The organism is Jiangella alkaliphila (assembly GCF_900105925.1).
GTDB lineage: Bacteria > Actinomycetota > Actinomycetes > Jiangellales > Jiangellaceae > Jiangella > Jiangella alkaliphila.
In genome coordinates this window covers 4,298,448-4,322,610 of record NZ_LT629791.1, presented here as the reverse complement: position 1 = coordinate 4,322,610, position 24,163 = coordinate 4,298,448, and the positions used below count along the sequence as shown (strand labels likewise).

At 71.9% G+C, this 24,163-nt stretch carries 23 protein-coding genes; 7 read left to right on the top strand and 16 right to left on the bottom strand.

Annotated features, from left to right (window positions below; translation table 11 throughout):
• Positions 1-59 precede the first annotated feature (59 nt).
• From BLV05_RS19685 to BLV05_RS19665, 5 genes are read right to left on the bottom strand one after another with little or no spacing between them, the layout of a single operon-like run.
• Positions 60-575, bottom strand: coding sequence for a DivIVA domain-containing protein (locus BLV05_RS19685; protein ID WP_052762568.1), 516 nt, complete (start codon positions 573-575; stop codon positions 60-62).
• Complete coding sequence (locus BLV05_RS19680; protein WP_231948563.1) at positions 572-1,855, bottom strand: alpha/beta fold hydrolase; 1,284 nt, start codon at positions 1,853-1,855, stop codon at positions 572-574. The genes BLV05_RS19685 and BLV05_RS19680 overlap by 4 nt, the downstream gene beginning before the upstream one ends.
• Positions 1,852-2,616, bottom strand: coding sequence for an enoyl-ACP reductase FabI (gene fabI / locus BLV05_RS19675; RefSeq protein ID WP_046769442.1), 765 nt, complete (start codon positions 2,614-2,616; stop codon positions 1,852-1,854). The genes BLV05_RS19680 and fabI overlap by 4 nt, the downstream gene beginning before the upstream one ends.
• A complete protein-coding gene (locus BLV05_RS19670; RefSeq protein ID WP_046769441.1) occupies positions 2,616-3,320 on the bottom strand; it encodes a beta-ketoacyl-ACP reductase in 705 nt (234 codons plus the stop codon). Before BLV05_RS19670 ends, fabI begins: the two co-directional genes overlap by 1 nt.
• Before the next feature lie 49 nt (positions 3,321-3,369).
• Positions 3,370-3,579, bottom strand: coding sequence for a dodecin (locus BLV05_RS19665; protein WP_046769440.1), 210 nt, complete (start codon positions 3,577-3,579; stop codon positions 3,370-3,372).
• A gap of 76 nt (positions 3,580-3,655) precedes the next feature.
• Here BLV05_RS19665 and BLV05_RS19660 point away from each other — a divergent pair, with 76 nt between their 5' ends.
• Entirely contained in the window at positions 3,656-3,979 is a 324-nt protein-coding gene (locus tag BLV05_RS19660; RefSeq protein ID WP_052762567.1) for a DUF3099 domain-containing protein, read from the top strand.
• A 181-nt stretch (positions 3,980-4,160) separates the two neighbouring features.
• Here BLV05_RS19660 and moaA read toward each other — a convergent pair whose 3' ends face one another.
• Positions 4,161-5,150 (bottom strand): GTP 3',8-cyclase MoaA, encoded by a 990-nt coding sequence (gene moaA / locus BLV05_RS19655; RefSeq protein ID WP_046769439.1) that lies wholly within the window; start codon positions 5,148-5,150, stop codon positions 4,161-4,163.
• 57 nt (positions 5,151-5,207) lie between these two features.
• On the opposite strand from moaA, the gene BLV05_RS19650 reads away from it, so the two are divergent.
• Genes BLV05_RS19650 through BLV05_RS19640 form a run of 3 tightly spaced genes read left to right on the top strand, consistent with a single transcriptional unit; the run spans position 5,208 to position 8,556 of the window.
• A complete protein-coding gene (locus BLV05_RS19650; protein WP_046769438.1) occupies positions 5,208-5,975 on the top strand; it encodes an SURF1 family cytochrome oxidase biogenesis protein in 768 nt (255 codons plus the stop codon).
• 10 nt (positions 5,976-5,985) lie between these two features.
• Complete coding sequence (locus tag BLV05_RS19645) at positions 5,986-7,773, top strand: glycoside hydrolase family 15 protein (protein WP_046769437.1); 1,788 nt, start codon at positions 5,986-5,988, stop codon at positions 7,771-7,773.
• A gap of 21 nt (positions 7,774-7,794) precedes the next feature.
• Positions 7,795-8,556, top strand: a complete 762-nt coding sequence (locus BLV05_RS19640; protein WP_046769436.1) for an SDR family oxidoreductase — start codon at positions 7,795-7,797, stop codon at positions 8,554-8,556.
• A 13-nt stretch (positions 8,557-8,569) separates the two neighbouring features.
• Here BLV05_RS19640 and BLV05_RS19635 read toward each other — a convergent pair whose 3' ends face one another.
• The 3 genes from BLV05_RS19635 to BLV05_RS19625 form a co-directional block, all read right to left on the bottom strand.
• Positions 8,570-10,453: an ABC transporter ATP-binding protein gene (locus BLV05_RS19635; RefSeq protein WP_046769479.1), complete on the bottom strand. Its 1,884-nt coding sequence runs from the start codon at positions 10,451-10,453 to the stop codon at positions 8,570-8,572.
• Between the two features lie 635 nt (positions 10,454-11,088).
• The gene (locus BLV05_RS19630) at positions 11,089-11,310 is read right to left on the bottom strand and encodes a helix-turn-helix domain-containing protein (protein WP_074946318.1); all 222 of its coding nucleotides are present in this window, start codon (positions 11,308-11,310) and stop codon (positions 11,089-11,091) included.
• 124 nt (positions 11,311-11,434) lie between these two features.
• A complete protein-coding gene (locus BLV05_RS19625; RefSeq protein ID WP_046769435.1) occupies positions 11,435-13,033 on the bottom strand; it encodes an ABC-F family ATP-binding cassette domain-containing protein in 1,599 nt (532 codons plus the stop codon).
• Positions 13,034-13,140: 107 nt separating this feature from the next.
• Between BLV05_RS19625 and ypfJ the strand changes: the two genes are divergently transcribed.
• From ypfJ to BLV05_RS19610, 3 genes are all read left to right on the top strand, one after another.
• Positions 13,141-14,043, top strand: coding sequence for a KPN_02809 family neutral zinc metallopeptidase (gene ypfJ / locus BLV05_RS19620; protein ID WP_046769434.1), 903 nt, complete (start codon positions 13,141-13,143; stop codon positions 14,041-14,043).
• Positions 14,040-14,711 carry an energy-coupling factor ABC transporter ATP-binding protein gene (locus BLV05_RS19615; protein ID WP_046769433.1) on the top strand — a complete coding sequence of 224 codons (672 nt, stop codon included), beginning with the start codon at positions 14,040-14,042 and terminating at the stop codon, positions 14,709-14,711. The genes ypfJ and BLV05_RS19615 overlap by 4 nt, the downstream gene beginning before the upstream one ends.
• Before the next feature lie 580 nt (positions 14,712-15,291).
• Positions 15,292-16,698 carry an IS1380 family transposase gene (locus BLV05_RS19610; RefSeq protein WP_083421320.1) on the top strand — a complete coding sequence of 469 codons (1,407 nt, stop codon included), beginning with the start codon at positions 15,292-15,294 and terminating at the stop codon, positions 16,696-16,698.
• 265 nt (positions 16,699-16,963) lie between these two features.
• Here BLV05_RS19610 and BLV05_RS19605 read toward each other — a convergent pair whose 3' ends face one another.
• The 7 genes from BLV05_RS19605 to pyrF all read right to left on the bottom strand — a co-directional run bounded on the left by BLV05_RS19605 (position 16,964) and on the right by pyrF (position 24,155).
• Positions 16,964-18,985, bottom strand: coding sequence for a primosomal protein N' (locus BLV05_RS19605; protein WP_052762985.1), 2,022 nt, complete (start codon positions 18,983-18,985; stop codon positions 16,964-16,966).
• 324 nt (positions 18,986-19,309) lie between these two features.
• Positions 19,310-20,500, bottom strand: coding sequence for a methionine adenosyltransferase (gene metK, locus BLV05_RS19600; protein ID WP_046771784.1), 1,191 nt, complete (start codon positions 20,498-20,500; stop codon positions 19,310-19,312).
• Positions 20,501-20,639: 139 nt separating this feature from the next.
• Entirely contained in the window at positions 20,640-21,845 is a 1,206-nt protein-coding gene (gene coaBC / locus BLV05_RS19595; protein ID WP_046771783.1) for a bifunctional phosphopantothenoylcysteine decarboxylase/phosphopantothenate--cysteine ligase CoaBC, read from the bottom strand.
• Positions 21,846-21,860: 15 nt separating this feature from the next.
• On the bottom strand, positions 21,861-22,187 hold the full coding sequence (gene rpoZ / locus BLV05_RS19590) for a DNA-directed RNA polymerase subunit omega (RefSeq protein ID WP_046771800.1): 327 nt from the start codon (positions 22,185-22,187) through the stop codon (positions 21,861-21,863).
• Between the two features lie 2 nt (positions 22,188-22,189).
• Positions 22,190-22,792, bottom strand: coding sequence for a guanylate kinase (gene gmk / locus BLV05_RS19585; protein WP_063932628.1), 603 nt, complete (start codon positions 22,790-22,792; stop codon positions 22,190-22,192).
• The gene (gene mihF, locus BLV05_RS19580; protein WP_046771782.1) at positions 22,789-23,103 is read right to left on the bottom strand and encodes an integration host factor, actinobacterial type; all 315 of its coding nucleotides are present in this window, start codon (positions 23,101-23,103) and stop codon (positions 22,789-22,791) included. The genes gmk and mihF overlap by 4 nt, the downstream gene beginning before the upstream one ends.
• Before the next feature lie 185 nt (positions 23,104-23,288).
• Positions 23,289-24,155 carry an orotidine-5'-phosphate decarboxylase gene (pyrF, locus tag BLV05_RS19575; RefSeq protein ID WP_046771781.1) on the bottom strand — a complete coding sequence of 289 codons (867 nt, stop codon included), beginning with the start codon at positions 24,153-24,155 and terminating at the stop codon, positions 23,289-23,291.
• Positions 24,156-24,163: the final 8 nt, after the last annotated feature.

The following is a 24,163-nucleotide window of genomic DNA, read 5'->3' as shown; positions in this document are numbered from 1 at the left end:
GATCAGCTCCGGGGGGCCCTTCGCTCGTGAACCGGCCGACGCCGCCGGCCGCGGCGCGGTCAGCCCTGCTCGGCAACCTGCTGGACGGCGTCGAGCCATTCGTCGACCGGCTGCATGTCGTAGCCGAGCCGCAACCGCACCGTCGTGAACTGCTTGTTCCTGACCTCGTCAGCGGTCAGCGCCGTCCCCAGCGTCCCGCGGATGTGCTCGACGAACGCGTCGACCTCGGCGAGGTCGTAGCCCTCGCGCATGCGGACCCGCGGGAAGCGCTCCCCCGCCGGCCGCTCGGCCAGCTGGAGGACGTCGTGGCGCCGGCGCACCGACTCGGTCCAGCTCGGCCCGGACGCACCGGCACTCGGCAGCCGCGCCGCCCGGTCCCGGACCCAGGCCTCGACCTCCTGCGGGTCGTAGCCGCGCAGCACGATGGTGAACACCGGGTTCACCGCCTCCTCGGCGGTGATGGCGAGGGTGCCGGCCGTGCCGGCCAGCGTCGCCTCGATGCGGGTGCAGTGGGCGTCGACCTGGGCGCGGTCGTAGCCGCGCATCGCGACGGTGAACCGGGCCGCGCCGCTCACAGCTCGCCCCGGTTCATCCGGATCAGCCGGTCGACGACGTCCTCGGTCTCGCGCAGGCCGTCGTGCTCGTGGGCGTTGGTCTCCCAGGCGCGCAGCCCGCGCACCCGCTCCACCGTGTCGCGGGACAGGCCGGCGTCGACGTACATGTCCTCGGTGTAGAGGGCGGCGGCGACAGGGACCTCGTTGGCGGCCAGCCGGTCGAGGTCGTACAACGGCCCCCACTCACGCGAGGCGAGCAGCTCCGCCGTCTCGCGCAACGGCACCAGCGCGGGGTCGTGCTCGAACATCCAGGGGTAGATCATCTCGCCGGTGAGCAGCAGCGGGTCCGCGTCGGGCGCGAACTGCGGCAGACCGGCGCCCACCCGCTGCGCCGACCACCGCGTCGACGTCTCGTGGGCGTAGCAGGCCTCGTGCAGGACGGCGTACAGCGGCGAGGTCGCGAACGACGCCGCCTGCCATGCCCCGACGAGGAAGGTGTCGGACAGCACGCCGTCGGCGGCGAACGCCTCCTCCAGCAGGTAGGCCAGCCCGGGAATGGCCGAGTTCGCGCCCAGCCCCTGCCCGACCGCCTGCAGCCGCGAGACGGTCAGCCGCGACCCGTCGGGCAACACCACGTCGTTGGCGCGGACGAACGACGCGACCGCCTCGAGCTGCGCCCGCGCGGCCGGAAACGCGGCGTGGAACGCGGCGTTCTTCCGCTCGACGGTGCGATAGGTGGCGGCGTACACGTCATCGGCGCCGACGGCGATGGGCGCGAGTCCGCCGGTCAGCATCACCGACGCCAGGCCCTCCGGCGCGAACGACAGGTAGGTCAGCGAGCAGAACCCGCCGTAGGACTGCCCCAGCACGTGCCACGGCTGGTCGTCGATCAGCGTGCTGCGGACCAGCTCAGAGTCGGCCACGATCGCGTCGGCGCGGAACTGCGCCAGGTACTCCGCCTGCGCGTCCGCGTCGCCGCGCAGGGCCAGCGTCGCCGCCGTCGCGGGCGTCGACCGGCCGGTGCCGCGCTGGTCCAGCAGCAGCACCCGGAAGTCCTTGACCGCCCGGCCTACCCAGCCCGACGCGCCGGCCGGCCGGGTCGCCTTGCCACCCGGCCCACCCTGCAGGAACAGCAGCCACGGCAGGTCGCGGTCAGGCTCGCCGGCGGCGACCGCCTCGCGCGCGTACAGCCGGATCGTCTCGCCGTCAGGACGAGCATGGTCCAGCGGCACGTCGAACCAGTGGTCGCGCAGGACCAGCCCGCCCAGCCGGACCGAGCCGTCGCGACCGGCCGGGATCACGCGCCCACCGCGTGCACGCCGCCGTCGACGTGGATGACCTCGCCGGTCGTCTTGGGGAACCAGTCGGACAGCAGCGCGACGACGCCGCGGGCGCCGGGCTCGGGGTCGGACAGGTCCCACCCCAGCGGCGCGCGGTCGTTCCAGACGCCCTCGAAGTCGGAGAACCCGGGGATCGACCGCGCCGCCATCGTCTTCACCGGGCCGGCCGAGATGAGGTTGACCCGGATGTTCCGCTCGCCCAGGTACTTGGCGAGGTACCGCGCCGTCGCCTCGAGGCCGGCCTTCGCCACGCCCATCCAGTCGTAGCCGGGCCAGGCCACCTGGGCGTCGAAGTCCATCCCCACGACCGAGCCGCCGTCGGGCATCAGCGGCAGCGTCGCCATGGTCAGCGACTTCAGCGAGTACGTCGACGCGTGCATGGCGGTCGCGACGTCCTCGAACGGCGTCTCCAGGAAGTTGCCGCCGAGCGCCGTCTGCGGGGCGAACCCGACCGAGTGGACGACGCCGTCGAGCCCGTCGACATGCTCGCCGACGCGCGCCGCCAGGCTGTCCAGCTGCTCGGTGCTGGTGACGTCCAGCTCGATGACGGGCGCGGACGTGGGCAGCCGCTTGGCGATGCGCTCGACCAGGCTCATCCGGCCGAACCCGGTGAGCACGACGGTGGCGCCCTCCTGCTGCGCGAGCTTCGCCACGTGGAACGCGAACGACGCCTCAGTCAGGACCCCGGTGACCAGGATCCGCTTGCCGTCGAGAATGCCCATCAGTGCCCCATCCCCAATCCGCCGTCGACCGGGATGACGGCTCCCGTCACGTACGTCGCGTCGTCGCTGGCCACCCAGCGCACCACCCGCGCCACCTCGTCAGCAGAGGCGTACCGGCCGAGCGGGATGCCGTCGAGGATCTCCTTGCGCCGCTCGTCGGTGAGCTCGGCCGTCATGTCGGACTCGACGAACCCGGGCGCGACGACGTTGGCGGTGATGTTGCGGCTGCCCAGCTCGCGCGCCATCGACCTGGCCAGCCCGATCAGGCCGGCCTTGCTGGCGGCGTAGTTCAGCTGCCCCGGCGAGCCGAGCAGGCCGACGACGCTGGAGATGAACACCACGCGGCCCTTCCGGGCCCGCAGCATGCCCCTGGAGGCCCGCTTGGCCACCCGGAACGCGCCGGTGAGGTTGGTGTCGAGGACGTCGGTGAAGTCGGCCTCGCTCATGCGCAGCAGCAGGGTGTCGCGGGTGATGCCGGCGTTGGCGACGAGCACCTCGACCGGCCCCTGCGCGGCCTCGACCTCGGTGAACGCCGCGTCGACCGACTCGCTGTCGGTGACGTCGCAGCGCACCCCGGCCAGTCCCTCGGGCGGCTCGCCGCTGCGGTAGGTGATGGTGACGTCGTCACCGGCCTGCGCGAACGAGCGCGCGATGGCCAGCCCGATACCGCGATTGCCACCGGTCACCAGTACGGACCGACCCACGTCCGGCTCTCCTCACTCTGGGGTGCACACGTTCGCGCCGACGCTACCGTCAGGCGTCCTCGAGCCGGAAGCCGACCTTCATCCCGACCTGGACGTGCTGGACCTCGCCGTCGACGATCTGGCCGCGGATCTCGGTGACCTCGAACCAGTCGAGGTGACGCAGCGTCTGCGCGGCCCGGCCGATGCCGTTGCGCACGGCGGCGTCCACCCCCTCGTTCGACGTGCCGACGATCTCGGTCACCCGGTAGGTGCGGTTCATGGCGTTCCCCTTTCCCCGTCGGACCATTGGGCGGCCCGGCTGCGCTGATCGGACGATTCTGGCCTACCTTGGAGGGGTGAGTGGTCACGGCGCGCGACGCAGCGACCCTGTGCCGTCGGTCACGACGGCCGCGGCGCCGCGCAGTGACGACCTCGCCAGCCGGCAGCGCCGCTATCTCGTCATGATGGGCATCCGTGTCGCGTGTCTGCCACTGGCGGTGATCAGCCAGGGCTGGCTGCGCATCGTGTTCATCCTGGGTGCGGTCGTGCTGCCTTATGTCGCGGTCGTCATCGCCAACGCGACCCGCCAGCCACGTCACAGCGCCCTCTCACCAGTGGTGCCGCCGCAGCGCCTGGAGCTTCCGCCTGCCCCGGTGACCAAAGATCGAATCGAACATTGACAGGGCCTTCCGAAGTGGTTGTGGAACGTGCAATACTCCCCAGGCGCACGTTCCGTATTCCCCCGTCGGTGCGTTGCGTACCGGCGACGTCGGGCGGCTTCCCCCGTGGCTGCCCGGCGTCGTCCTCATCTTCCGGCTGATTTGCCGACAAACCCCTGGTAGAACGGTAGATTTGCGGTTTTCAGCCGCCGATCGCGGACATCGGCCGCGACGGCTGCAGAAACCCGGGGTCATCGATGCCATGACCGGCCGCCTTGACGGCCATCGCGACCTCCCAGCGACGGGCCAGTTCGGCGTCGTCGGCACCGGAACGCATGGCGCCGCGCAGGTCGGATTCGTCACGAGCGAACAAGCAGTTGCGCACCTGACCCTCGGCGGTGAGACGGGTGCGGTCGCAGCTGCCGCAGAACGGGCGGGTCACCGACGCGATGACGCCGACGCGGGCCGGGCCGCCGCCGACCAGCCAGGCCTCGGCCGGCGCGCTGCCCCGCTCGACGTCGCCCACCGGGGTGAGGTCGAACACGCTCTGTAGCGACGCCAGGATCTCCTCGGCGGTCACCATGGTCGCGCGGTCCCAGCCGTGCTGGGCGTCGAGCGGCATCTGCTCGATGAAGCGCAGCTCGTAGCCGTGCTCCAGCGCCCACGCGAGCAACTCGGGCGCCTCGTCGTCGTTGACACCGCGCATGAGGACGGCGTTGATCTTGACCGGCTCGAGCCCGGCCTCGCGCGCGGCAGCCAGCCCGGCGAGGACGTCGTCGAGCCGGCGGCGGTGCGTCAGCGCCTCGAACCGGTCGGCGCGCAGGGTGTCCAGCGACCCGTTGACGCGGTCCAGCCCGGCCGCGGCCAGCGCGCTTGCCGTCCGGGCCAGGCCGACGGCGTTCGTCGTCAGCGACAGCTCCGGCCGCGGCTCCAGCTCGGCGCAGGCGGCGACGATGTCGACCAGGCCGCGGCGCAGCAGCGGCTCGCCGCCGGTGAACCGCACCTCGCGCACGCCCAGCCGCTCGACGGCGATGCGGACCAGCCGGACCACCTCGTCGTCGGTGAGGACGTCCTGCTTCGGCAGCCAGGCCAGCCCCTCTTCGGGCATGCAGTACGTGCAGCGCAGGTTGCACCGGTCGGTCAGCGACACTCGAAGGTCGGTGGCCACGCGTCCGTATCGGTCAACCAGCACTCATCCAGCCTATGCCCCGGGGCGCTCGGCGCGGCGCCCTCGGCGTACCGTCGTGGGGTGTACAAGTTCCTGGCGTCGCGGCGCTGGCTGGTGCGCACGCTCGCGGGAGTCCTGCTGGTGCTGCTGTGCGTCCGCCTCGGGGTGTGGCAGCTCGACCGCAACGAGCAGCGTCAGGACCGCAACGCCGTCATCGAGGCCAACGCCGGCGGCGACCCGGTCCCGGCCGGCGACCTCGTCCCGCCTGGACAGCCGCTGACCGAGGGCGACGAGTGGAGCACCGTCCAGGTCACCGGCCACTGGGACGCCGACAACGAGCTGCGGCTGCGGCTGCGCCCGGTCGACGGCACCCGGGGCGTGCACGCGCTGACCCCGCTGGTCGGCGACGACGGCACCGCGCTGCTGGTCGACCGCGGGTTCGTCGCCGCCGACGGCCTCGACGACGACGAGATCGAGTTGCCGCCGCCGCCGGACGGCGAGGTCACCGTCACCGCGCGGGTCCGGCACAGCGAGACCAGCCATGACGTCGACCCGTCGTCGGGCGCGGTGCGCGTCGTCGACGTCGAGGGGATCGCGGCCGAGCTGCCCTACCCGGTCTACGGCGCGTGGGGCGAGCTGATCACCCAGGACCCGGAGCCGGCGACGTCGCTGCAGCTGATCGACCCACCCGAGACCGAGTCCGGGCCGCACCTGTCCTACGCGATCCAGTGGTTCCTGTTCGCCGTCGTCGGCGTGACCGGGTTCGTGCTGCTGATCCGGGGCGAGGCGCGCGGCCGCGACCAGACCCAGGAGCACGACGCGCCCGCGCCGTCCGAACCCGTCGGGTAGAAAGGACGGCATGACGGGGCTGATCGAGGACCACGGCATCATCGGCGACCTGCACACCGCCGCGCTCGTCGATCGCGACGGCACCATCGACTGGCTCTGTCTGCCTCGGTTCGATTCCGCCGCCTGCTTCGCGTCGCTGCTCGGCACGGCGAAGAACGGGTTCTGGCGCATGGCCCCGATCGGCGCCGGCCAGGCCGACCGCCGCTGGTACCGCGGCGACACGCTGATCCTCGAGCACGTCTGGGACACCCCGCACGGCAGCGTCAAGGTCATCGACTTCATGCCGCAGAGCACCGGCCAGCACGACGTCGTCCGCATCGTCGAAGGGCTGTCCGGCCGGGTCCCGATGCACAGCGAGCTGCGGCTGCGCTTCGACTACGGCCGCTCGGTGCCGTGGGTGCACCGCGAGGACGGCCTCATCGTCGGCGTCGCCGGGCCCGACTCCGTCGCGTTGCACTGCGAGGTGCCCACGTACGGGCGGTCGCTGACCACGCACTCCGACTTCACCGTCGGCGAGGGCGAGACCGTCAGCTTCGTGTTGTCGTGGGGCCCGTCACACGACCCGCCCAGCCAGCCGGTCGACGCACCGCGGGCGCTGGAGGCGACGGAGAAGTTCTGGACCGACTGGGCGGCCAAGTGCACGTACGACGGCCCGTACCGCGACGCCGTCATGCGCTCGCTGCTCACCCTGAAGGCGCTGACGTACGAGCCGACCGGCGGCATCGTCGCCGCGCCCACCACGTCGCTGCCCGAGGGCATCGGCGGCGTGCGCAACTGGGACTACCGGTACTGCTGGCTGCGCGACTCCGCGTTCACGCTGGACGCGCTGATCCGCAGCGGGTACGTCGACGAGGCGCGGGCGTGGCGCGACTGGCTGATCCGGGCCATCGGCGGCGACCCCGCCGACCTGCAGATCATGTACGGCATCAGCGGCGAGCGGCGGCTGCAGGAGTACGAGCTGGACTGGCTGCGCGGGTACGAGAACTCGCGGCCGGTGCGGGTCGGCAACGCCGCCGCGGAACAGCTGCAGATCGACGTCTACGGCGAGGTCATCGACACGCTGGCCCGCGCCCACCAGCACGGCCTGACGCTGGAGCGGCACGTCTGGGCGCTGCAGGAGAAGCTGCTGCAGCACCTCGAGAGCGCCTGGGACCAGCCCGACGAGGGCATCTGGGAGATCCGCGGGCAGCGTCGGCACTTCGTCCACTCCAAGGTCATGGCCTGGGTGGCCGCCGACCGCGCCGTCGCCGCGCTGGAGGGCGACGGGGCGACGGGCCAGCCGGACCGGTGGAAGGCGCTGCGGGCGACGATCATGAACGACGTCGTCAGGCACGGCTATGACCCTGACCGCAACACGTTCACCCAGTCCTACGGCCACCCGGCGCTCGACGCCGCGCTGCTGCAGATCCCGATCGTCGGCTTCCTCCCGCCCGACGACCCGCGCGTCGTCGGCACCGTAGACGCCGTCGCCAAGGAGCTGTGCACCGACACCGGGCTGGTGCTGCGCTACCGCACCGAGCACGACATCGACGGCCTGCCCGGCGACGAGGGCGCGTTCCTGGCCTGCTCGTTCTGGCTGGTCGAGGCGCTGCACCTTACCGGGCGGACGGACCGGGCGCGGGAGCTGTTCGAGCACCTGCTGAGCCTGCGCAACGACCTCGGACTGCTGGCCGAGGAGTTCGACCCGCGGCTCGGGCGCATGGTCGGCAACTTCCCGCAGGCGCTCAGCCACATCCCGCTCGTGACGGCGGCCTACCTGCTGTCCGAGATGGGACGGCCGGCCACCGGCCACGCCTGAGTCGTCCTAGGATCGTCGACCATGGATCTCGGGCTCAAGGATCGCGTGTACATCGTCACCGGCGGCACCCGCGGGCTCGGCCGGGCCGGAGCGGAGGCCCTGGTCGCCGACGGCGCCCGGGTCGTCCTCGCGTCCCGCTCGCAGGAGGCGGTCGACGCCGCGGTGGACGACCTCGGCTCCGGCGCCGTCGCCGGGGTGGCGGCCGACAACGCCGACCCGTCCACGGCCGAACGGCTGGCCGACGTCGCTCTGGACCGGTTCGGGCGGCTCGACGGCGCCCTCGTCAGCGTCGGCGGCCCGCCCGCGGGGAAGGTCACCGACCTCACCGACGACCAGTGGCGGGCCGCCTTCGACAGCGTCTTCCTGGGCGCCGTCCGGCTGGCCCGGGTCGTCTCAGCGCGGCTGTCCGGCGGCGGCGCGCTGGCGTTCGTCCTGTCCAGCTCGGTGAAGGCGCCGATCGGCGGGCTCGCGGCGTCGAACGGGCTGCGGCCCGGCCTCGCCATGGTGATCAAGCAGCTGGCCGACGAGCTGGGCCCCGACGGCGTCCGGGCGGTCGGGCTGCTGCCCGGCAGCATCGAGACCGACCGGCTGCGCGAGCTGGCCGAGATGTCCGGCCGAGACCCCGACGAGGTCAAGGCGACGGCGTCGCGGACCATCCCGCTGCGCCGCTACGGCCGTCCGGACGAGTTCGGCAAGGTCGCGGCGTTCGTCCTCTCCCCCGCCGCGTCCTACCTCACCGGCTCCATGATCGCCGTCGACGGCGGCGCCATTCGATCCCTGTGAGCGGAGGAGCCGCTCAGGCCGTGCGGGCGTCCTGCAGGGCGAACTGGGTGCGGTAGAGCTCGGCGTAGACGCCGCCGGCGGCGAGCAGCTGCTCGTGGGTGCCCCGCTCGGCGATGCGGCCGTCGTCGACGACGAGGATGGCGTCGGCGCCGCGGATCGTCGACAGCCGGTGCGCGATGACCAGCGAAGTACGGCCCACCAGCGCGGTCTCGAGCGCCCGCTGGACGGCCAGCTCGGACTCGGAGTCGAGGTGCGCCGTCGCCTCGTCGAGCACCACGACGCGGGGCGCCTTGAGCAGCAGCCGGGCGATGGCCAGGCGCTGCTTCTCGCCACCGGACAGCCGGTAGCCGCGGTCGCCGACGATGGTCTCGAGGCCCTCGGACAACGACCGGACCAGCCCGGCGATCTGCGCCGCCTCGAGCGCCGCCCACAGCTCGTCGTCGGTGGCCCCGGGCCGGGCGTAGGCGAGGTTGTAGCGGATGGTGTCGTGGAACATGTGCGCGTCCTGGGTGACGACGCCCACGGCCTCGTGCAGCGACTCGAGCGTGACGTCGCGCAGGTCGTGGCCGCCGACCCGGACGACGCCCGCCGTCGGGTCGTAGAGACGCGACACCAGGTGCGTGATGGTCGACTTGCCGGCGCCTGACGGTCCGACCAACGCGACCAGCTGGCCGGGCGCGACGTCGAACGAGACGCCCCGCAGCACCGGCTCGGGCGGCCCCGCGGACGGCCGGGCCACCGCCTCGAGCGAGGCCAGCGAGACGTCGTCGGCGCCCGGATAGGTGAACTCGACGTCGTCGAACCGCACCGACAGCTGCTCGTCGCCGGCCGGCAGCGGCCGCGCGCCGGGCGCGTCGTGGACCATCGGCCGCAGGTCCAGCACCTCGAAGACCCGCTCGAAGCTGACCAGCGCCGTCATGATGTCGACCTGGACGTTCGACAGCGCGGTCAACGGGCCGTAGAGGCGGGTCAGCAGCGCGGCCAGCGCCACCAGCGTGCCGACCTCGAGGGTGCCGCCGACGGCCAGCCAGCCGCCCACGCCGTAGACGACGGCGGTGGCCAGCGAGGCGAGGAAGGTGAGGCCGAGGAAGAAGTAGCGCGCGTAAAGCGCCTGGACGACGCCGATGTCGCGGACCCGCCCGGCGGACTGCCCGAAGTCGGCGTTCTCGTTCTGGTAGCGGCCGAAGATCTTCACCAGCAGCGCGCCGGAGACGTTGAACCGCTCCGTCATGGTCTGGCTCATCGCTGCGTTGAGCTGCATGGCCTCGCGGCTGATGTCGGCCAGCTTCCGGCCGACGAACCGGGCCGGCAGCAGGAACAGCGGCACCAGGACCAGCACGATCAGGGTGATCTGCCACGACAGCACGATCATCGCGCCGAGCGCCAGCACCAGCGTCACGAAATTGCTGACCACCTGCGAGAGCGTGCCGGTGAACGCCTGCTGGGCGCCGATGACGTCGCTGTTGAGCCGCGACACCAGCGAGCCGGTCTGCGTGCGGGTGAAGAACGCGACCGGCTGGCGCTGCACGTGGTCGAAGACCTGGCGACGCAGGTCGTAGATGAGCCCCTCGCCGACCCGCGCGGACATCCACCGGCCGACCAGCCCGAGGACGACGTCGACGACGGCCAGCCCGGCCACCGCGAGGGCGGCCCAGACGACCACCGACCGGTCGCCGGCGCTGACGCCGCTGTCGATGAGCACCTTCAGCAGCAGCGGGACGGCGGCCGCGGACGCCGCGGCGAGGACCGTGGTGGCGAGGAAGACGGCGAGCTGACGGCGGTAGGGCCGGCCGTACCCGGCGATGCGCTTGACGGTCCCCTTCGCCAGCCGCTTGTGCGTGACCGACTGGTCGCCGGAGAACGACCTGGAGGCGCGCCAGGCGTGACCCATCCCCATCGACACCGGCGTCGACCTCCTCACGTCTGCTGGCGACATCATCCGACTCGCCGCCGACAACGTCACCCGGCCGGAGGTTCTTCCCTCGTTCGCTCTGAGCGTGCCGCCGCTGTGGATCGTCACGCACCGTGATCGTTTCGGCGCGCGGACCCGCAGGCGAATCCGTCACGCACCGTGACAGAAGCGGTCCGTACCTGGGCATGCCGACGAGCCGGCCGACATAGGCCTGGCCGACTCCGTGGGAGCGTTTCCGGGCATGCTGAAGTGCCCGATGGTCCCGCTACGCAAAGAACGCGAACGGGCACCGACTCTGCCTTCACGTCACTCTGCGTGAAAGCGACCAATTACTCGGGCAATGGCGTGAATCAAGATCAACAGTGCAGAGCGCGACCGTTTAAGCCGTCCGATATGTCGGACTTGCCGATCGGCTCCAAAAGAAGGCCCCTCGGGTTCGAGTGCGACGACTCGATAATCCGCCGAACGATTCACCGGACGGGCTGACTCGGTGATTCGCCCCCGCTCGCCTCAGGAGGCGTGCGCGCCGGGGACCGCGCGATGGGTGACGAAGCGTTTGTCGGGGTGATCGAGCTGCTGGAGGCCACCCTCCTCCGGCATCTCGACCAACTGGGGCTGATTCAGGCTTGCTTCTTCGCCTTGCCTCGTGTGGCCCCTCCACGGCCTCGTAGGTTGACACCGGACTCCGACAGAACCCGGTGGACGAACCCGTAGGAACGCCCGGTTTCGGTGGCGAGCTCGCGGATGCTCCGACCACCTTCGTACTTCTTCTTCAGGTCAGAGGCGAGCTTGTCACGCTGCCCCCCACTGATCCGCGCGCCTTTTACCAACTTCTCGGCCACGCGTCCTCCCGTTTCGTTGTCCTGCATGACAGAGGACAATGATCCGCTCCATTACGCTTTTTCGCCACTCGAAGGCTGGATCGTCCCTCCAGGGAACGAAAAAACGCAGGGTGGATCGACCTCTCTATGCGAGTGAGACGAGCTCTGCATAGTCAGGGTTCCACAGATCTTCGACTCCGTCGGGGAGCAACACGACCCGTTCGGGGCCTAGTGCCTCGACGGCGCCCTCGTCGTGGGTCACCAGGACGATCGCGCCGGCGAACGAGCGCAGCGCGGCCAGCACCTCCTGGCGGGAGGCGGGGTCGAGGTTGTTCGTCGGCTCGTCCAGGAGCAGCACGTTCGCGCTGGACACCACCAGCGAGGCGAGCGCCAGCCGGGTCTTCTCGCCGCCGGACAGGACCGCGGCCGGCTTGTCGACGGCGTCGCCGGAGAACAGGAACGAGCCGAGCACCCGCCGCGCCTCCAGCTCAGGGAGGTCCGGCGCGGTGCTGCGCAGGTTCTCGAGCACCGTGCGGGACGTGTCGAGCGTCTCGTGCTCCTGGGCGTAGTAGCCCAGCCGCAGCCCGTGTCCGGGCTCCACAGCGCCGGTGTCGGCCTTCTCGACGCCGGCCAGCAGCCGCAGCAGCGTCGTCTTGCCGGCGCCGTTGAGGCCCAGGATGACGACCCGGCTGCCGCGGTCGATGGCGAGGTCGACGTCGGTGAAGACCTCCAGCGACCCGTACGACTTCGACAGGCCCGACGCGGTGAGCGGGGTCTTGCCGCACGGCGCGGGGTCGGGGAAGCGCAGCTTGGCCACCTTGTCCGAGCGGCGCTGCTCCTCAAGGCCGGCCAGCAGCCGCTGCGCCCTGCGGTCCATGTTCTGCGCGGCGGTGGCCTTGGTGGCCTTGTAGCGCATGCGGTCGGCCTGCGCCTTGAGGGCGGCGGCCTTCTTCTCGGCGTTGGACCGCTCGCGGTGCCGACGGCGCTCGTCGGTCTCGCGCTGGGCGAGGTAGGCCGTCCAGCCGATGTTGTAGACGTCGAGGGCGGCGCGGTTGGCGTCGAGGTGGAAGACCCGGTTGACGGTCTTGTCCAGCAGCGCGACGTCGTGGCTGATGACCACCAGGCCGCCCTTGTAGGCGCGCAGGAAGTCGCGCAGCCAGACGATGGAGTCGGCGTCCAGGTGGTTCGTCGGCTCGTCCAGGAGCAGCGTCTCGGCGTCGGAGAACAGGATGCGGGCCAGCTCGACCCGGCGCCGCTGGCCGCCGGAGAGCGTCTTCAGCGGCTGGGCGAGCACGCGGTCGGGCAGCCCGAGGCTGGCGGCGATGCTGGCCGCCTCGCTCTCGACCGCGTACCCGCCGGCGGCGAGGAACTCGGCCTCGAGCCGGGCGTAGCGGCGCATGCCGCGCTCGTGCTCGGCGGGGTCGCTGGAGGCCATCTGCTTCTCGGCCGTGCGCATGCCGGCGACAACGGCGTCGAGCCCGCGGGCGCTGAGGATGCGGTCGCGGGCGATGACCTCGGGGTCGCCGGCCCGCGGGTCCTGCGGCAGGTAGCCGATCGGTCCCGTGCGGACGACGGAGCCGGCGGCCGGCTGGCCCTCGCCGGCCAGGATGCGGGTGAGCGTCGTCTTGCCGGCGCCGTTGCGGCCCACGAGGCCGACCTTGTCGCCGGGACCGATGCGGAGGCTGGCGTCGTCGAGCAGTACCTGCGCGCCTGCGCGCACTTCGAGGTGGTGAGCGGTGATCATGTCAGGGTGAACTCTCCGTGGCCTGGGAATGGGTGGGCGATCGGTCCAGCACGATCAGTCCGCCACGGGCATCATGGTGTGCAGTCTACGCGGGAGGTGAATCGGCCATGAAGTTCAACCGGCGGGCACGCCTGGATCCTTCCCAGGTGTCCGACCAGCGCGGCCGGCGCCCGGCCGGCCGCACGGCGGCGGCCGGCGGCGGCATCGGCGTGGTCGTCCTCGCGCTGATCGCACTGCTGACCGGCACCAACCCGGCCGACCTCCTCGGCGGCGAAGGCGGCGACGCGTCCGGCGTCCAGGCCGAGCCGGGGTCGGAGGGCGAGCTGGAGCGCGAGTGCCAGGTGGTCGCCGACATCGACGAGAACCCCGACTGCCGGTTCGTGCTCTACGTGAACTCGGTCCAGGCGTTCTGGGAGGAGTACTTCGCCGCGGCCGGCCAGCAGTACACGCCGGCCACGACGACGTTCTTCACCTCGTCGGTCACCACCCGCTGCGGCACGGCGTCGTCGCAGGTGGGGCCGTTCTACTGCCCCGGCGACCAGCAGATCTACCTCGACCTCGGGTTCTTCGACCAGCTGCGCACCACGTACGGCGGGCCGAGCGGCCAGTTCGCCGAGGCGTACGTGCTGGCCCACGAGTACGGCCACCACGTGCAGAACCTCACCGGCCAGATGCAGCGCGTGCGCACCCAGTCCGGGCCCGACTCCGACGCCGTCCGGCTGGAGCTGCAGGCCGACTGCTACGCCGGCATGTGGGCGCACCGCGCCACGACGGCCGACGACGAGACCGGCCAGCCGCTGATCACCGAGCTGACCGACCAGGACATCGCCGACGCGCTGGCCGCCGCCGAGACCGTCGGCGACGACTACATCCAGGAGCGTTTCCAGGGCACCGTCACGCCTGAGTCGTGGACGCACGGCTCCAGCGAGCAGCGGCAGCGCTGGTTCACGACCGGCTTCCAGACCGGCGACGTCGCCGCCTGCGACACGTTCGCCGCGTCGTCCCTGTGAGCATCGAGGTCCGGGGTGTCACGCACCGGTACGGCGACCGGGTGGTGCTGCGCGACGTCACCGTCACTCTGACGGAGCAGCGGGTCGGCGTCATCGGCGCCAACGGGTCGGGCAAGTCGACGTTCGCGCGGCTGCTCAACGGGCTGGTGCTGCCGTCGTCCGGGTCGGTGACGGTCGACGGCCGGTCGACCCGGGGCCGGTCCGGCGCGGAGGTGCGGCGGTCGGTGGGGTTCGTCTTCACCGACCCCGACGCCCAGATCCTCATGCCGACGGTCGCCGAGGACGTCGCGTTCGGGCTGCGCGACCTCCCCCGCTCCGCGGTGCCCGAGCGGGTGGCTGCGGCGCTCGACACGTTCGGCCTGGCCGGACACGCCGACCACCCGGCGCACCTGCTGTCCGGCGGGCAGAAGCAGCTGCTGGCCCTCTGCTCGGTGCTGGTGACGGAGCCGAAGGTGCTCGTGTGCGACGAACCGACGACCCTGCTGGACCTGCGCAACACGCGTCACGTGCTGAAGCTGTTGGCGGAGCTGCCGCAGCGGGTCGTCCTGGTCACGCACGACCTCGACGCCGTGCTGGCGATGGACCGCGTCCTCGTCTTCGATGACGGTCGTCTGGTGTTCGACGGTGCGCCGGGGGCGGCTGTCGAGTTCTACGTGGGGTTGGTGTAGTCAAGCGTCCCCCTGCTGCCCGTTCTTAGGCAGCTTTCAGGGGGACGGGGAAGAACCGGGCACAGCCCGCGCCCGATTTGCACCGTTGGCTTCCTGGGTGTGAGGCGCGTCCTGGGTGTGAGTCGCGCCGAACCGCCGAAACAGGCCCGGAAACGCGCCTCACACCCAGGACGCGCTCCACACCCAGGATGGTGTCCGTCGGGCTCCTGGTCTGCCGTCACGTCCTGGTCTCCAGTCACGCCACGAGCCCCGAATCCTCCGTTTCGCGTCACGGCAGACCACGACGTAACGCCAGACCAGGACCCGCCCAGCCGTCCTCGACGGCAGAAACCGTCCTCGACACACCCAGACCACGGCCCCCGACATCGAGGACGGCCGGCGCTATCGACGTCGACTCGACCTTCAGTCGGGCTGTGCCCACACTCCCCCCGTCCCCCTGATAGCTGCCCGTTCTTAGCCTCGATCCACCGACAGGTGGAGTGTCGTGGTAGGGCGTGGGAGCGTGAGAATGCGCTTCTGAGCTGGGAGGATACGACTTGTCTAAGGCACGTATCGCCAGCTCAAGAAGGGCATCTCGTAGATGCAACTCTCTCACACCCGACCGGTCGTCTCGGCGGCCTTCGATGAGCCCAACCTCGTGTCGTCGGCGGGCCTGGTCCCGGCGATGGCCCTGGCCGGCGAGGCACGGCTGCGCGAGCTGGGCGATGAGCACCTGAGCGTGCCGACGGACAAGGGCGCCAACGCCGGGCTGAAGCTGTCGGGCCTGGTCGCCGGCATGACCGCCGGCGCGGACAGCATCGACGACATGGCCCTGCTACGCCACGGCGCGATGGGGAAGGTCTTCGCCGGCATCTACGCCCCCTCCACACTTGGCTCGTTCCTGCGCGCCTTCACCTTCGGCCATGTCCGCCAAGCCGACGCGATCGCCTCTCGGTTTCTGATCAACCTGACCCAGCGCACGGCCCTGCTGGGCGAGACCGCAGACACCGCGACGGTGATGGTCGACATCGACGACACCATCGTGGAGGTACACGGCTATCAGAAGCAGGGCGCGGGGTTCGGGTACTCCGGGGTGCGGGGCCTGAACGCCGTGCTGGCCACCGTTTCCAGCCAGACCTTCGCGCCGGTGATCGCCGCCCAGCGCCTGCGCAACGGCTCGGCCGGGTCCCCACGCGGGGCGACGCGTCTGGCCACCGACGCCCTCGCCCTGATCCGCCGCACCCACCTGGCCGGCCGAGACGTGCTGGTCCGGGCGGACTCGGCGTTCTACTCCCACGCCCTGGTCACCGCAGCGTTGAAGGCCGGCGCGAACGTCTCGATCACCGTGCGGATGGACCCGGCGGTCAAACGCGCCATCGCCGGCATCGCCGAGACCGCCTGGACCACGATCAAATACACCGACGCCGTCTACGACGAGACCACCAGAACATGGAACTCTCGTGCCGAGGTCGCCGAGGTTCCCTTCACCGCGTTCACCTCCAAGAACAAGACCGACCAGGTCCCCGGCCGGCTCGTGGTCCGCCGTATCCCCGATCTCAACCCCCGCAACAGCGAAGGCCAGGACACGTTGTTCGATTCCTGGCGCTTCCACGCCTTCTTCACCACCACCGACACCACCGAGATGGACACCGTCGCCGCGGACCAGACCCACCGGGCCCACGCGGTCATCGAGAACGTCCACGCCGACCTCAAGGCCTCCGCGCTGGCCCACCTGCCCTCCGGGGTGTTCAACGCCAACGCGGCCTGGCTCGTCTGCGCGGTCATGGCGTTCAACCTCACCCGCGCCGCCGCGACCCTGACCAAGACCCCCACTCTGACCAGGGCGACCACCGCGACGATCCGCCGCAAACTCATCACCGTCCCCGCCCGGATCGCCACCTCCGCCCGGCGTCTGACCCTGCACCTGCCGACCAACTGGCCCTGGCAGACCGCGTGGTCCACGCTCTACAACGCCCTCTTCCCCCGGCCCGCCACGACACACACCTGACCACCAGCCCCCGCCGGCACGAGAAGGAACCCCAGTGGAAAGCCGGGCAGACCGGCAACTCACTCACACCCAACGTGATCACAACCACCTCGCCTGAAACCAGACGACGTCACCAAGCTGGTCGGTGGATCGAGGCTTAGACCGGGGACGCGCGGGTCAAGTCCAGAGCCCCAACCACAGACCCCCGCAACCAGCAGAGGCGCCGGACTTGAGGCGCGCGTTCACGGCTAAGACCATGGGCAGCAGGGGGACGGCCAACGATGGATCACGCGAAGTCCACGGGATCGATCCGCACACGTACCGACCCACCCGTACGACGAGCGGACCGCACCCCCGCGGCCGACCGCAGCGCAGCGGCGAGCGCCGTCCCCGCGCCACGAGGCGACCGGATCATCGCTCGCGCGCCGTCCTCCACGGGCACCGGCCCGATCACTTCCGCATCAGCAGGCAACTCGGCGTGCATGAGCAGGTCGTCCACGTCCACGACAGCGCCGGTGAGCTCCGCCACGCGCGCGGCGGGCGGCAGGTGCAGCGAGGCCCGCTCGGCCAGCTCGCGCGCGGCGAAGCCGGCCGGGTCCCAGCGGACCAGGGCCTGGACGGCCGGCGCCGAGGAGTCCGCGACGACGACGATCTCGCCGCCCATCGTGCCGGGACGGACCAGGGCGGCGGCGCGCAGCCAGCGGCGCAGCGCCTCCTCGGCAGCGCGGAGGTTCGGCCGGGCCAGCAGGGCGGTCCCGTCCAGCAGCAGCGCCGCCGTGTAGCCGCCGGTGGCGACCGGCTCCGCCCCCGGCGTGGCCACCACCAGCGCCGGCTCGGCACCGACGGACGAGCGGACGGCGTCGCCGCGGGACAGCAGCACCGGCACGCCGGGGAACGCGCGGCCCAGCTCCTCCGCCGTCCGCCGCACCCCGACCACGGTCGCCCGCAGCGACCCGTGCCCGCAGACCCCGCATTGCCACGACGGGTACGCCGTGGCGCACCAGGCGCACCGCGGCGGCTGGTCGGCCTGGCCGAGCACCAGCGGCCCGGAGCAGGCCGTGCAGCGCGCGGGCGTGCGGCACCGCGCACAGGCAACACCCGGTAGGTAGCCGGCCCGCGGCACCTGCACGAGCACCGGGCCGCGGCCGAGCCCCGCACGCGCCGTCCGCCAGGCCAGCGACGGCAGCCGGGCGCTGCGGGCGGCCTCGTCGCGGGCCTGCTCGTAGTCGTCACCGCTGGTCTGGACCCGCGGCGCGGCGGCCCGCACGGCCTGCCGCGACGGCGTCACCGGCCGGGCCCAGCCGGTCGCCAGCAGCTGCTCGGCCTCGGCGGTGCGGGCGAACCCGGCGACGACGGCGGCCGCGCCGGCCTGGTGGGCGCGCAGCAGCAGCACCTCGCGGGCGTGCGGGTACGGCGCCCGCGGCTCGGCGTGCAGGTCGTCGCCGTCGTCCCAGACGACGACCAGCCCGAGGTCGTGGACGGGCGCGAACGCGGCCGACCGCGTCCCGACGACGGCCCGCACGGCGCCGCGGCGCACCGACAGCCAGCGCTTGTACCGCGTCGACGGCCCGGCGTCGGCCTCCAGCTCCACGTGGCTGCCCGACCCCAGCAGCTCCGTCAGGGCCGACGATGCCAGCGCGACGTCGCGGCCGTCGGGCACCACGACCAGCGCGCCCCGTCCGCCGGACAGCGTCGCGGCCACCAGCCGGGCGAGGAGGTCGGGCCAGTCGGCGGCCGGTCCGGGGGTCCAGACGGCGCGCGGCGCCCCCCCGCCGGCCAGCGCGTCCAGCAGCGCGACGCCGTCGACGTGCTCGGCCCAGCCGCCGGGGTCGGGCGCGGCCGGCGGGACCGGCGGGTCGGGCGACGCGGCCTTCTCGGCGGTGGCGTGCCGGGGCGGGACGGCCAGCCGCAGGACGTCGGAGACGGTGCCGGCGTAGCGGTCGGCGACGGCGCGGGCCAGCGCGGCGATCTCCGGCGCGAGGACGGGCTCGGGCGACACCACCCGGCGCAGCCGCGCCAGCTTGCCCTCGTGGTCGCTGGCGTCCTTCCGCGCGGCGACGAAGCCGTCGTGGTCGGTGCCGGCGAACCGCACCGACACCCGGGCGCCCACGACGGCGGCGTCGGCCATCGAGGCGGGCACGAGGTAGTCGAACGGCCGGTCCAGATGCGGCAGCCCGACGTCGACCAGCACCGCGGCCACCGGCAGCTCGTCCGCGACCGGCTCAGGCTCTCGGGTGCGGAACCGGCGCCGGCCGGGCGCGGCGACCAGCGCCAACTGGTCGGACTCGGCCGGCTCGGATGCGCTCACAGACCCGTTCTACCGCACCCGCGGACCCGGCCCCGCGTTGTCCACAGGCTCACCCGAGAATACGGTCCAGATTCTCCACGACGCGCCAGCAGATCCTCGACGGTGACCGCAACGCTGACCTGCCGGTCGCCGTCAGGCGACGAGAACGCGTACGTGACGAAGCCCAGCGTGCTGCCGGTGTGGCCGTAGGCGATGCCACCCCCGGGGACGTCGAGGGCGGGCTCGTCCGCCGATCGGCAGCAGACGGCGCGCCATCACGCTACGGACGCCGCCGTACCTCCCGCTGGTCCTCGTGGACGAAGCTCCGCTCCGCCGCGAGGACGATCAACCCGCAGCCGCTCTCAGGGCTTCCACCCGGTCGGTGCGCTCCCAGGTGAAGTCGGGCAGCTCGCGGCCGAAGTGCCCGTAGGCGGCCGTCTGCGCGTAGATGGGCCGCTTGAGGTCGAGGTCGCGGATGATCGCGGCCGGCCGCAGGTCGAAGACCTCGGTGACGGCGGCCTCGATGCGCTCGACCGGCACCGTCTCGGTGCCGAAGCACTCGAGGAACAGGCCGACCGGCTCGGCCTTGCCGATGGCGTAGGCGACCTGCACCTCGCAGCGGCGGGCCAGTCCGGCCGCGACGACGTTCTTCGCCACCCAGCGCATGGCGTAGGCGCCGGAGCGGTCGACCTTCGACGGGTCCTTGCCGCTGAACGCGCCGCCGCCGTGCCGGGCCGTGCCGCCGTAGGTGTCGATGATGATCTTCCGCCCGGTGAGGCCGGCGTCGCCCATCGGGCCGCCGATCTCGAACCGGCCGGTCGGGTTCACCAGCAGCCGGAAGTCGTGGTCGTCGAGCTCGAACGCCTCGAGCACCGGCTTGACGACCTGGTTCGCGATGTCAGGGGTGAGCAGCTGCTCGAGGTCGATGTTGGCCGCGTGCTGCGTCGACACGACGACGGTGTCGAGACGGACCGGGCGGTCGCCGTCGTACTCGATGGTGACCTGCGTCTTGCCGTCGGGCCGCAGGTACGGCACGGCGCCGGACCGGCGGACCTCGGCCAGCCGCTGCGCCAGCCGGTGCGCGACGATGATCGGCAGCGGCATCAGCTCGGGCGTCTCGTCGCTCGCGTAGCCGAACATCAGCCCCTGGTCGCCGGCGCCCTGCAGGTCGAGCGGGTCGAGGTCGCCCTCGACGCGGTGCTCGTACGCGGAGTCCACACCCTGCGCGATGTCGCGCGACTGCGAGCCGATGGACACCGACACGCCGCACGAGTAGCCGTCGAAGCCCTTGGTCGACGAGTCGTAGCCGATGCCGAGGATGGTGTCGCGGACGATGCCCGGGATGTCGGCGTAACCGCGGGTCGTCACCTCGCCGGCCACGTGGACCAGCCCGGTGGTCACCATCGACTCGACCGCGACCCGGCTGTTCGGGTCGTCCTTCAGCAGCGCGTCGAGCACGGCGTCGCTGATCTGGTCGCAGATCTTGTCCGGATGACCCTCGGTGACGGATTCGGATGTGAACAGACGTAGAGACAACTCAAGCCCCCTCTTGACGCAGACCACCGTCCGCGAAGCACAACTGTAGGGGATCGTCCCACTTCATGTGCGCTGAGGTCCGGACTCTGGACACTTTTCAGCCACATACTGAGACGCGCATCGTCGTCCCGAGTGTCGCTCAGAGGCGGGCGTGGACGAGGTCCCAGACGACGTGCGCGAGCGCCGATTTCGGGCCGCTCTCCACGGTCACAGAGCTGCCGTCGGCGCCGAGGACGACCGCGGCGTTGTCCTCGGACTCGAACCCGCGGTCGGCGCCGACCTCGTTGACCACCAGCAGATCGCAGCCCTTGGAGGCGAGTTTCGCCCGGCCGTGCTCGAGCACGCTGCCGGATGCGTCGCCGGTCTCGGCGGCGAACCCGACGACGACCTGCTTCGGGTCGGGCCGGTGCGCGGCCAGGTGCGCCAGGATGTCGGTCGTCCGCTCCAGCTCGATGACCGGTGACGACCCGTCGGCCGACTTCTTGATCTTGGTGTCGGTATAGGTGGCCGGCCGGAAGTCGGCCACGGCGGCGGCCATGACGACGGCGTCGGCGCCGGCCGCGGCTGCCACCATGGCGTCGTACAGCTGGGCCGCGGAGCCGACGCGGACGACGTCGACGCCGGCCGGGTCGGGCAGCGTGACGTTCGCCGCCACCAGCGTGACCCGGGCGCCGCGGGCGGCCGCGGCCTGGGCCAGCGCGTATCCCTGCCGGCCGGACGAGCGGTTGCCGAGGAACCGGACCGGGTCGAGGTGCTCGCGGGTGCCGCCGGCGGACACGACGACGTGCCGGCCGGTGAGGTCGGGGCCGGCCTCGCCGCGGGTGAGCACGTCGGTGACGTAGGCGTAGATGTCGGCGGGTTCGGGCAGCCGGCCCTTGCCGGTGTCGGCGCCGGTGAGCCGGCCGACGGCGGGCTCGACGACGAGCGCGCCGCGCTTGCGCAGCGTCTCGACGTTGGCGACGGTGGCCGGGTGCTCCCACATCTCGGTGTGCATGGCCGGTACGAACACCACCGGCCCGCGCGCGGTGAGCAGCGTCGACGTCAGCAGGTCGTCGGCCAGCCCGGCGGCCGCCTTGGCCATCAGGTCGGCCGTGGCGGGCGCCACCAGCACGAGGTCGGCGTGCCGGCCGATGCGCACGTGCGGCACCTCGTGGACGTCGTCGAACACCTCGGTGTGCACCGGGCGGCCCGACAACGCGGCCCAGGTCGGCTCTCCGACGAAGCGGAGGGCCGACCTGGTGGGTACGACGGTGACGCCGTGGCCGGACTCGGTGAGCCGGCGCAGGACGTCAGCGACCTTGTAGGCGGCGATGCCGCCCCCGATACCGAGGACGATCTCAGCCATCAGATGTGACAGCCGTCAGCTCTGCTCGGCCGCGGGCTCGGCCTTGACCGGTGCGACCGGGTCCTCGGCGTCGATGTCGTTGGGGTCGATGTGCTCGGCGGTGAGCAGGCCGGCGTCGATCTCGCGCAGCGCGATGGACAGCGGCTTCTCCTGCACGTGCGTCTCGACGAGCGGCCCGACGTACTCGAGCAGGCCCTCGCCCAGCTGGGAGTAGTAGGCGTTGATCTGCCGCGCGCGCTTGGCCGCGTAGATGACCAGGCCGTACTTGGAGTCGGTCTTGGCCAGCAGGTCGTCGATGGGTGGGAAGGTGATGCCCTCGGCAACGCCTTGAGTTCCGGCCACGCTCATGCCTCCGGGCTCGTCAAGTGGGGGGTACGCATCAAGGTTACCAACTCTTCGCAAACCGTCTCGACATCGGTGTTCACGAGCGTGACGTCGAACTCAGCCTCCGCGGCCAGTTCCTCGCGGGCGGTGGTCAGCCGGCGCTCGCGCTCGGCCTCCGTCTCGGTGCCCCGGCCGATGAGCCGGCGGACCAGCTCGTCCCAGCTCGGCGGGGCGAGGAACACGAACAGCGCGTCGGGGATGGCCTCCCTGACCTGGCGGGCACCCTGCAGGTCGATCTCGAGCAGCACCGAGTGGCCGTTGGCGAGCGCGCGCTCGACCGGGCCCCGCGGCGTGCCGTACTTCGCCCGTTTGTGCACCACGGCCCACTCGAGGAACTCGCCCAGCTCGATCATCTTGTCGAACGTGGGGTCGTCGACGAAGTGGTAATGCTCGCCGTCGATCTCTCGCGGCCGCGGCGGCCGGGTGGTCGTGGACACGGAGATCCACAGTTCCGGATGGGCGGCGCGCAGTTTCTTGACGACGGTCGTCTTTCCTACCGCTGTCGGCCCCGACAGGACGATGACCCGCGGGGCCGACCGCGGATGGGACGTGTGCAGGCTCAACCGCCGAAACGCTCGATCAGCGCAGCCGACTGGTTCGCGCCCAGGCCACGCACGCGACGGGTCTCGGCGATGCCGATCTCCTCCATGATCTGCTTGGCGCGGACCTTGCCCACGCCGGGCATCGACTCGAGGAGGGCAGAGACCTTCATCTTGCCGATGACCTCATTGTTCGAACCTTCCTTGAGCACGTCACCGAGACGGGCTCCGGCGTTCTTCAGGCGGTTCTTGACCTCCGCACGCTCCCGGCGAGCTTCGGCAGCCTTCTCGAGAGCGGCCGCGCGCTGTTCGGGAGTCAGATTAGGGAGCGCCACGAGCGGGTCACCTCTGTTGTGTCGTTGTGTGGATGTGGGTCCGACCACCGCTTCCGGCGGCCTTGTTTCAGGAACCTAGCGAGTGAACCGCCAGGTCAGCAACGCAATCCACCGTACCTGTCCGGATGAATCCACGGTACGAGGTCCCCCGCGTGTCGCGCTGGAAGTCGCCGAACTCGTGCCGATCAGGCCTCGGCCGAGGCACGAAACAGCAGGTCACGGACATCTTCGATGGTCCGGACGGCTGCCTCGCGGAGAGCCCGCGGGTCCGGTCCGGCGGACAGGATCTCCCGCGACGCCGAAGGCACGACCTGCGGCAGGGCGGCCCCGAACACCGTCGCGAGGTCGGCGACGGTGGCTCCCTGGGCGCCGAGGCCGGGCGCGAGCAAGGGTCCGCCGACGGCGAGATCCTCGCCGTTCCCGCCGGTCGTGGCGCCCACGACGACCCCGACGCCGCCCAGCGGATCGCCGGCGGCGAGGGCGGCGGCGTTGGCGGCGCGGACGTGGTCGAGCATCGTCCCGGCGACGGTGCGGCCGTCGGCGGTCCGCGCGTGCTGGACCTCCGGGCCCTCCGGATTGGACGTCAACGCCAGCACGAACACGCCGTTGCCGTGCGCGGCCGCGGTGTCGAGCACCGGGCGCAGCGACTCGAAGCCCAGATACGGCGAGACGGTGACGGCATCAGCGCACAGCGGCGACGCCGGGTCGCAGTAGGCGTCGGCGTAGGCCTGCATCGTCGAGCCGATGTCGCCGCGCTTGACGTCCAGCAGGACCAGCGCCCCGGTGGCGCGCGCGTCGGCGACGACCCGCTCCAGCACGGCGACGCCGCGCGACCCGTGCCGCTCGAAGAACGCCGACTGCGGCTTCAGCACCGCGACCGTCTCGCCCAGCGCCTCGACGGCCGTGCGGGCGAACCGCTCCAGCCCGGTGGCGTCGTCGTCGAGCCCCCAGGCGGTCAGCAGGCCGGGGTGCGGGTCGATGCCGGCGCAGAACGGCCCACGCGCCCGCATGGCCGCATGCAACCGCCGCCCGAACGTCTCCCCGGCGCTCATCGCCGCCC

What these genes read in the sequence shown, in the direction of transcription:
- fabI (WP_046769442.1), bottom strand. Translation starts at nt 2,616, where the DNA reads ATGGGCATTCTCGACGGCAAGCGGATCCTGGTCACCGGGGTCCTGACT.
- BLV05_RS19665 (WP_046769440.1), bottom strand. Translation starts at nt 3,579, where the DNA reads ATGAACCGCACCTACCGGGTGACCGAGATCGTCGGCACGTCGAACGAG.
- BLV05_RS19645 (WP_046769437.1), top strand. Translation starts at nt 5,986, where the DNA reads ATGACGGGGCTGATCGAGGACCACGGCATCATCGGCGACCTGCACACC.
- BLV05_RS19640 (WP_046769436.1), top strand. Translation starts at nt 7,795, where the DNA reads ATGGATCTCGGGCTCAAGGATCGCGTGTACATCGTCACCGGCGGCACC.
- BLV05_RS19635 (WP_046769479.1), bottom strand. Translation starts at nt 10,453, where the DNA reads ATGGGGATGGGTCACGCCTGGCGCGCCTCCAGGTCGTTCTCCGGCGAC.
- BLV05_RS19625 (WP_046769435.1), bottom strand. Translation starts at nt 13,033, where the DNA reads ATGATCACCGCTCACCACCTCGAAGTGCGCGCAGGCGCGCAGGTACTG.
- ypfJ (WP_046769434.1), top strand. Translation starts at nt 13,141, where the DNA reads ATGAAGTTCAACCGGCGGGCACGCCTGGATCCTTCCCAGGTGTCCGAC.
- BLV05_RS19610 (WP_083421320.1), top strand. Translation starts at nt 15,292, where the DNA reads ATGCAACTCTCTCACACCCGACCGGTCGTCTCGGCGGCCTTCGATGAG.
- coaBC (WP_046771783.1), bottom strand. Translation starts at nt 21,845, where the DNA reads ATGGCTGAGATCGTCCTCGGTATCGGGGGCGGCATCGCCGCCTACAAG.
- pyrF (WP_046771781.1), bottom strand. Translation starts at nt 24,155, where the DNA reads ATGAGCGCCGGGGAGACGTTCGGGCGGCGGTTGCATGCGGCCATGCGG.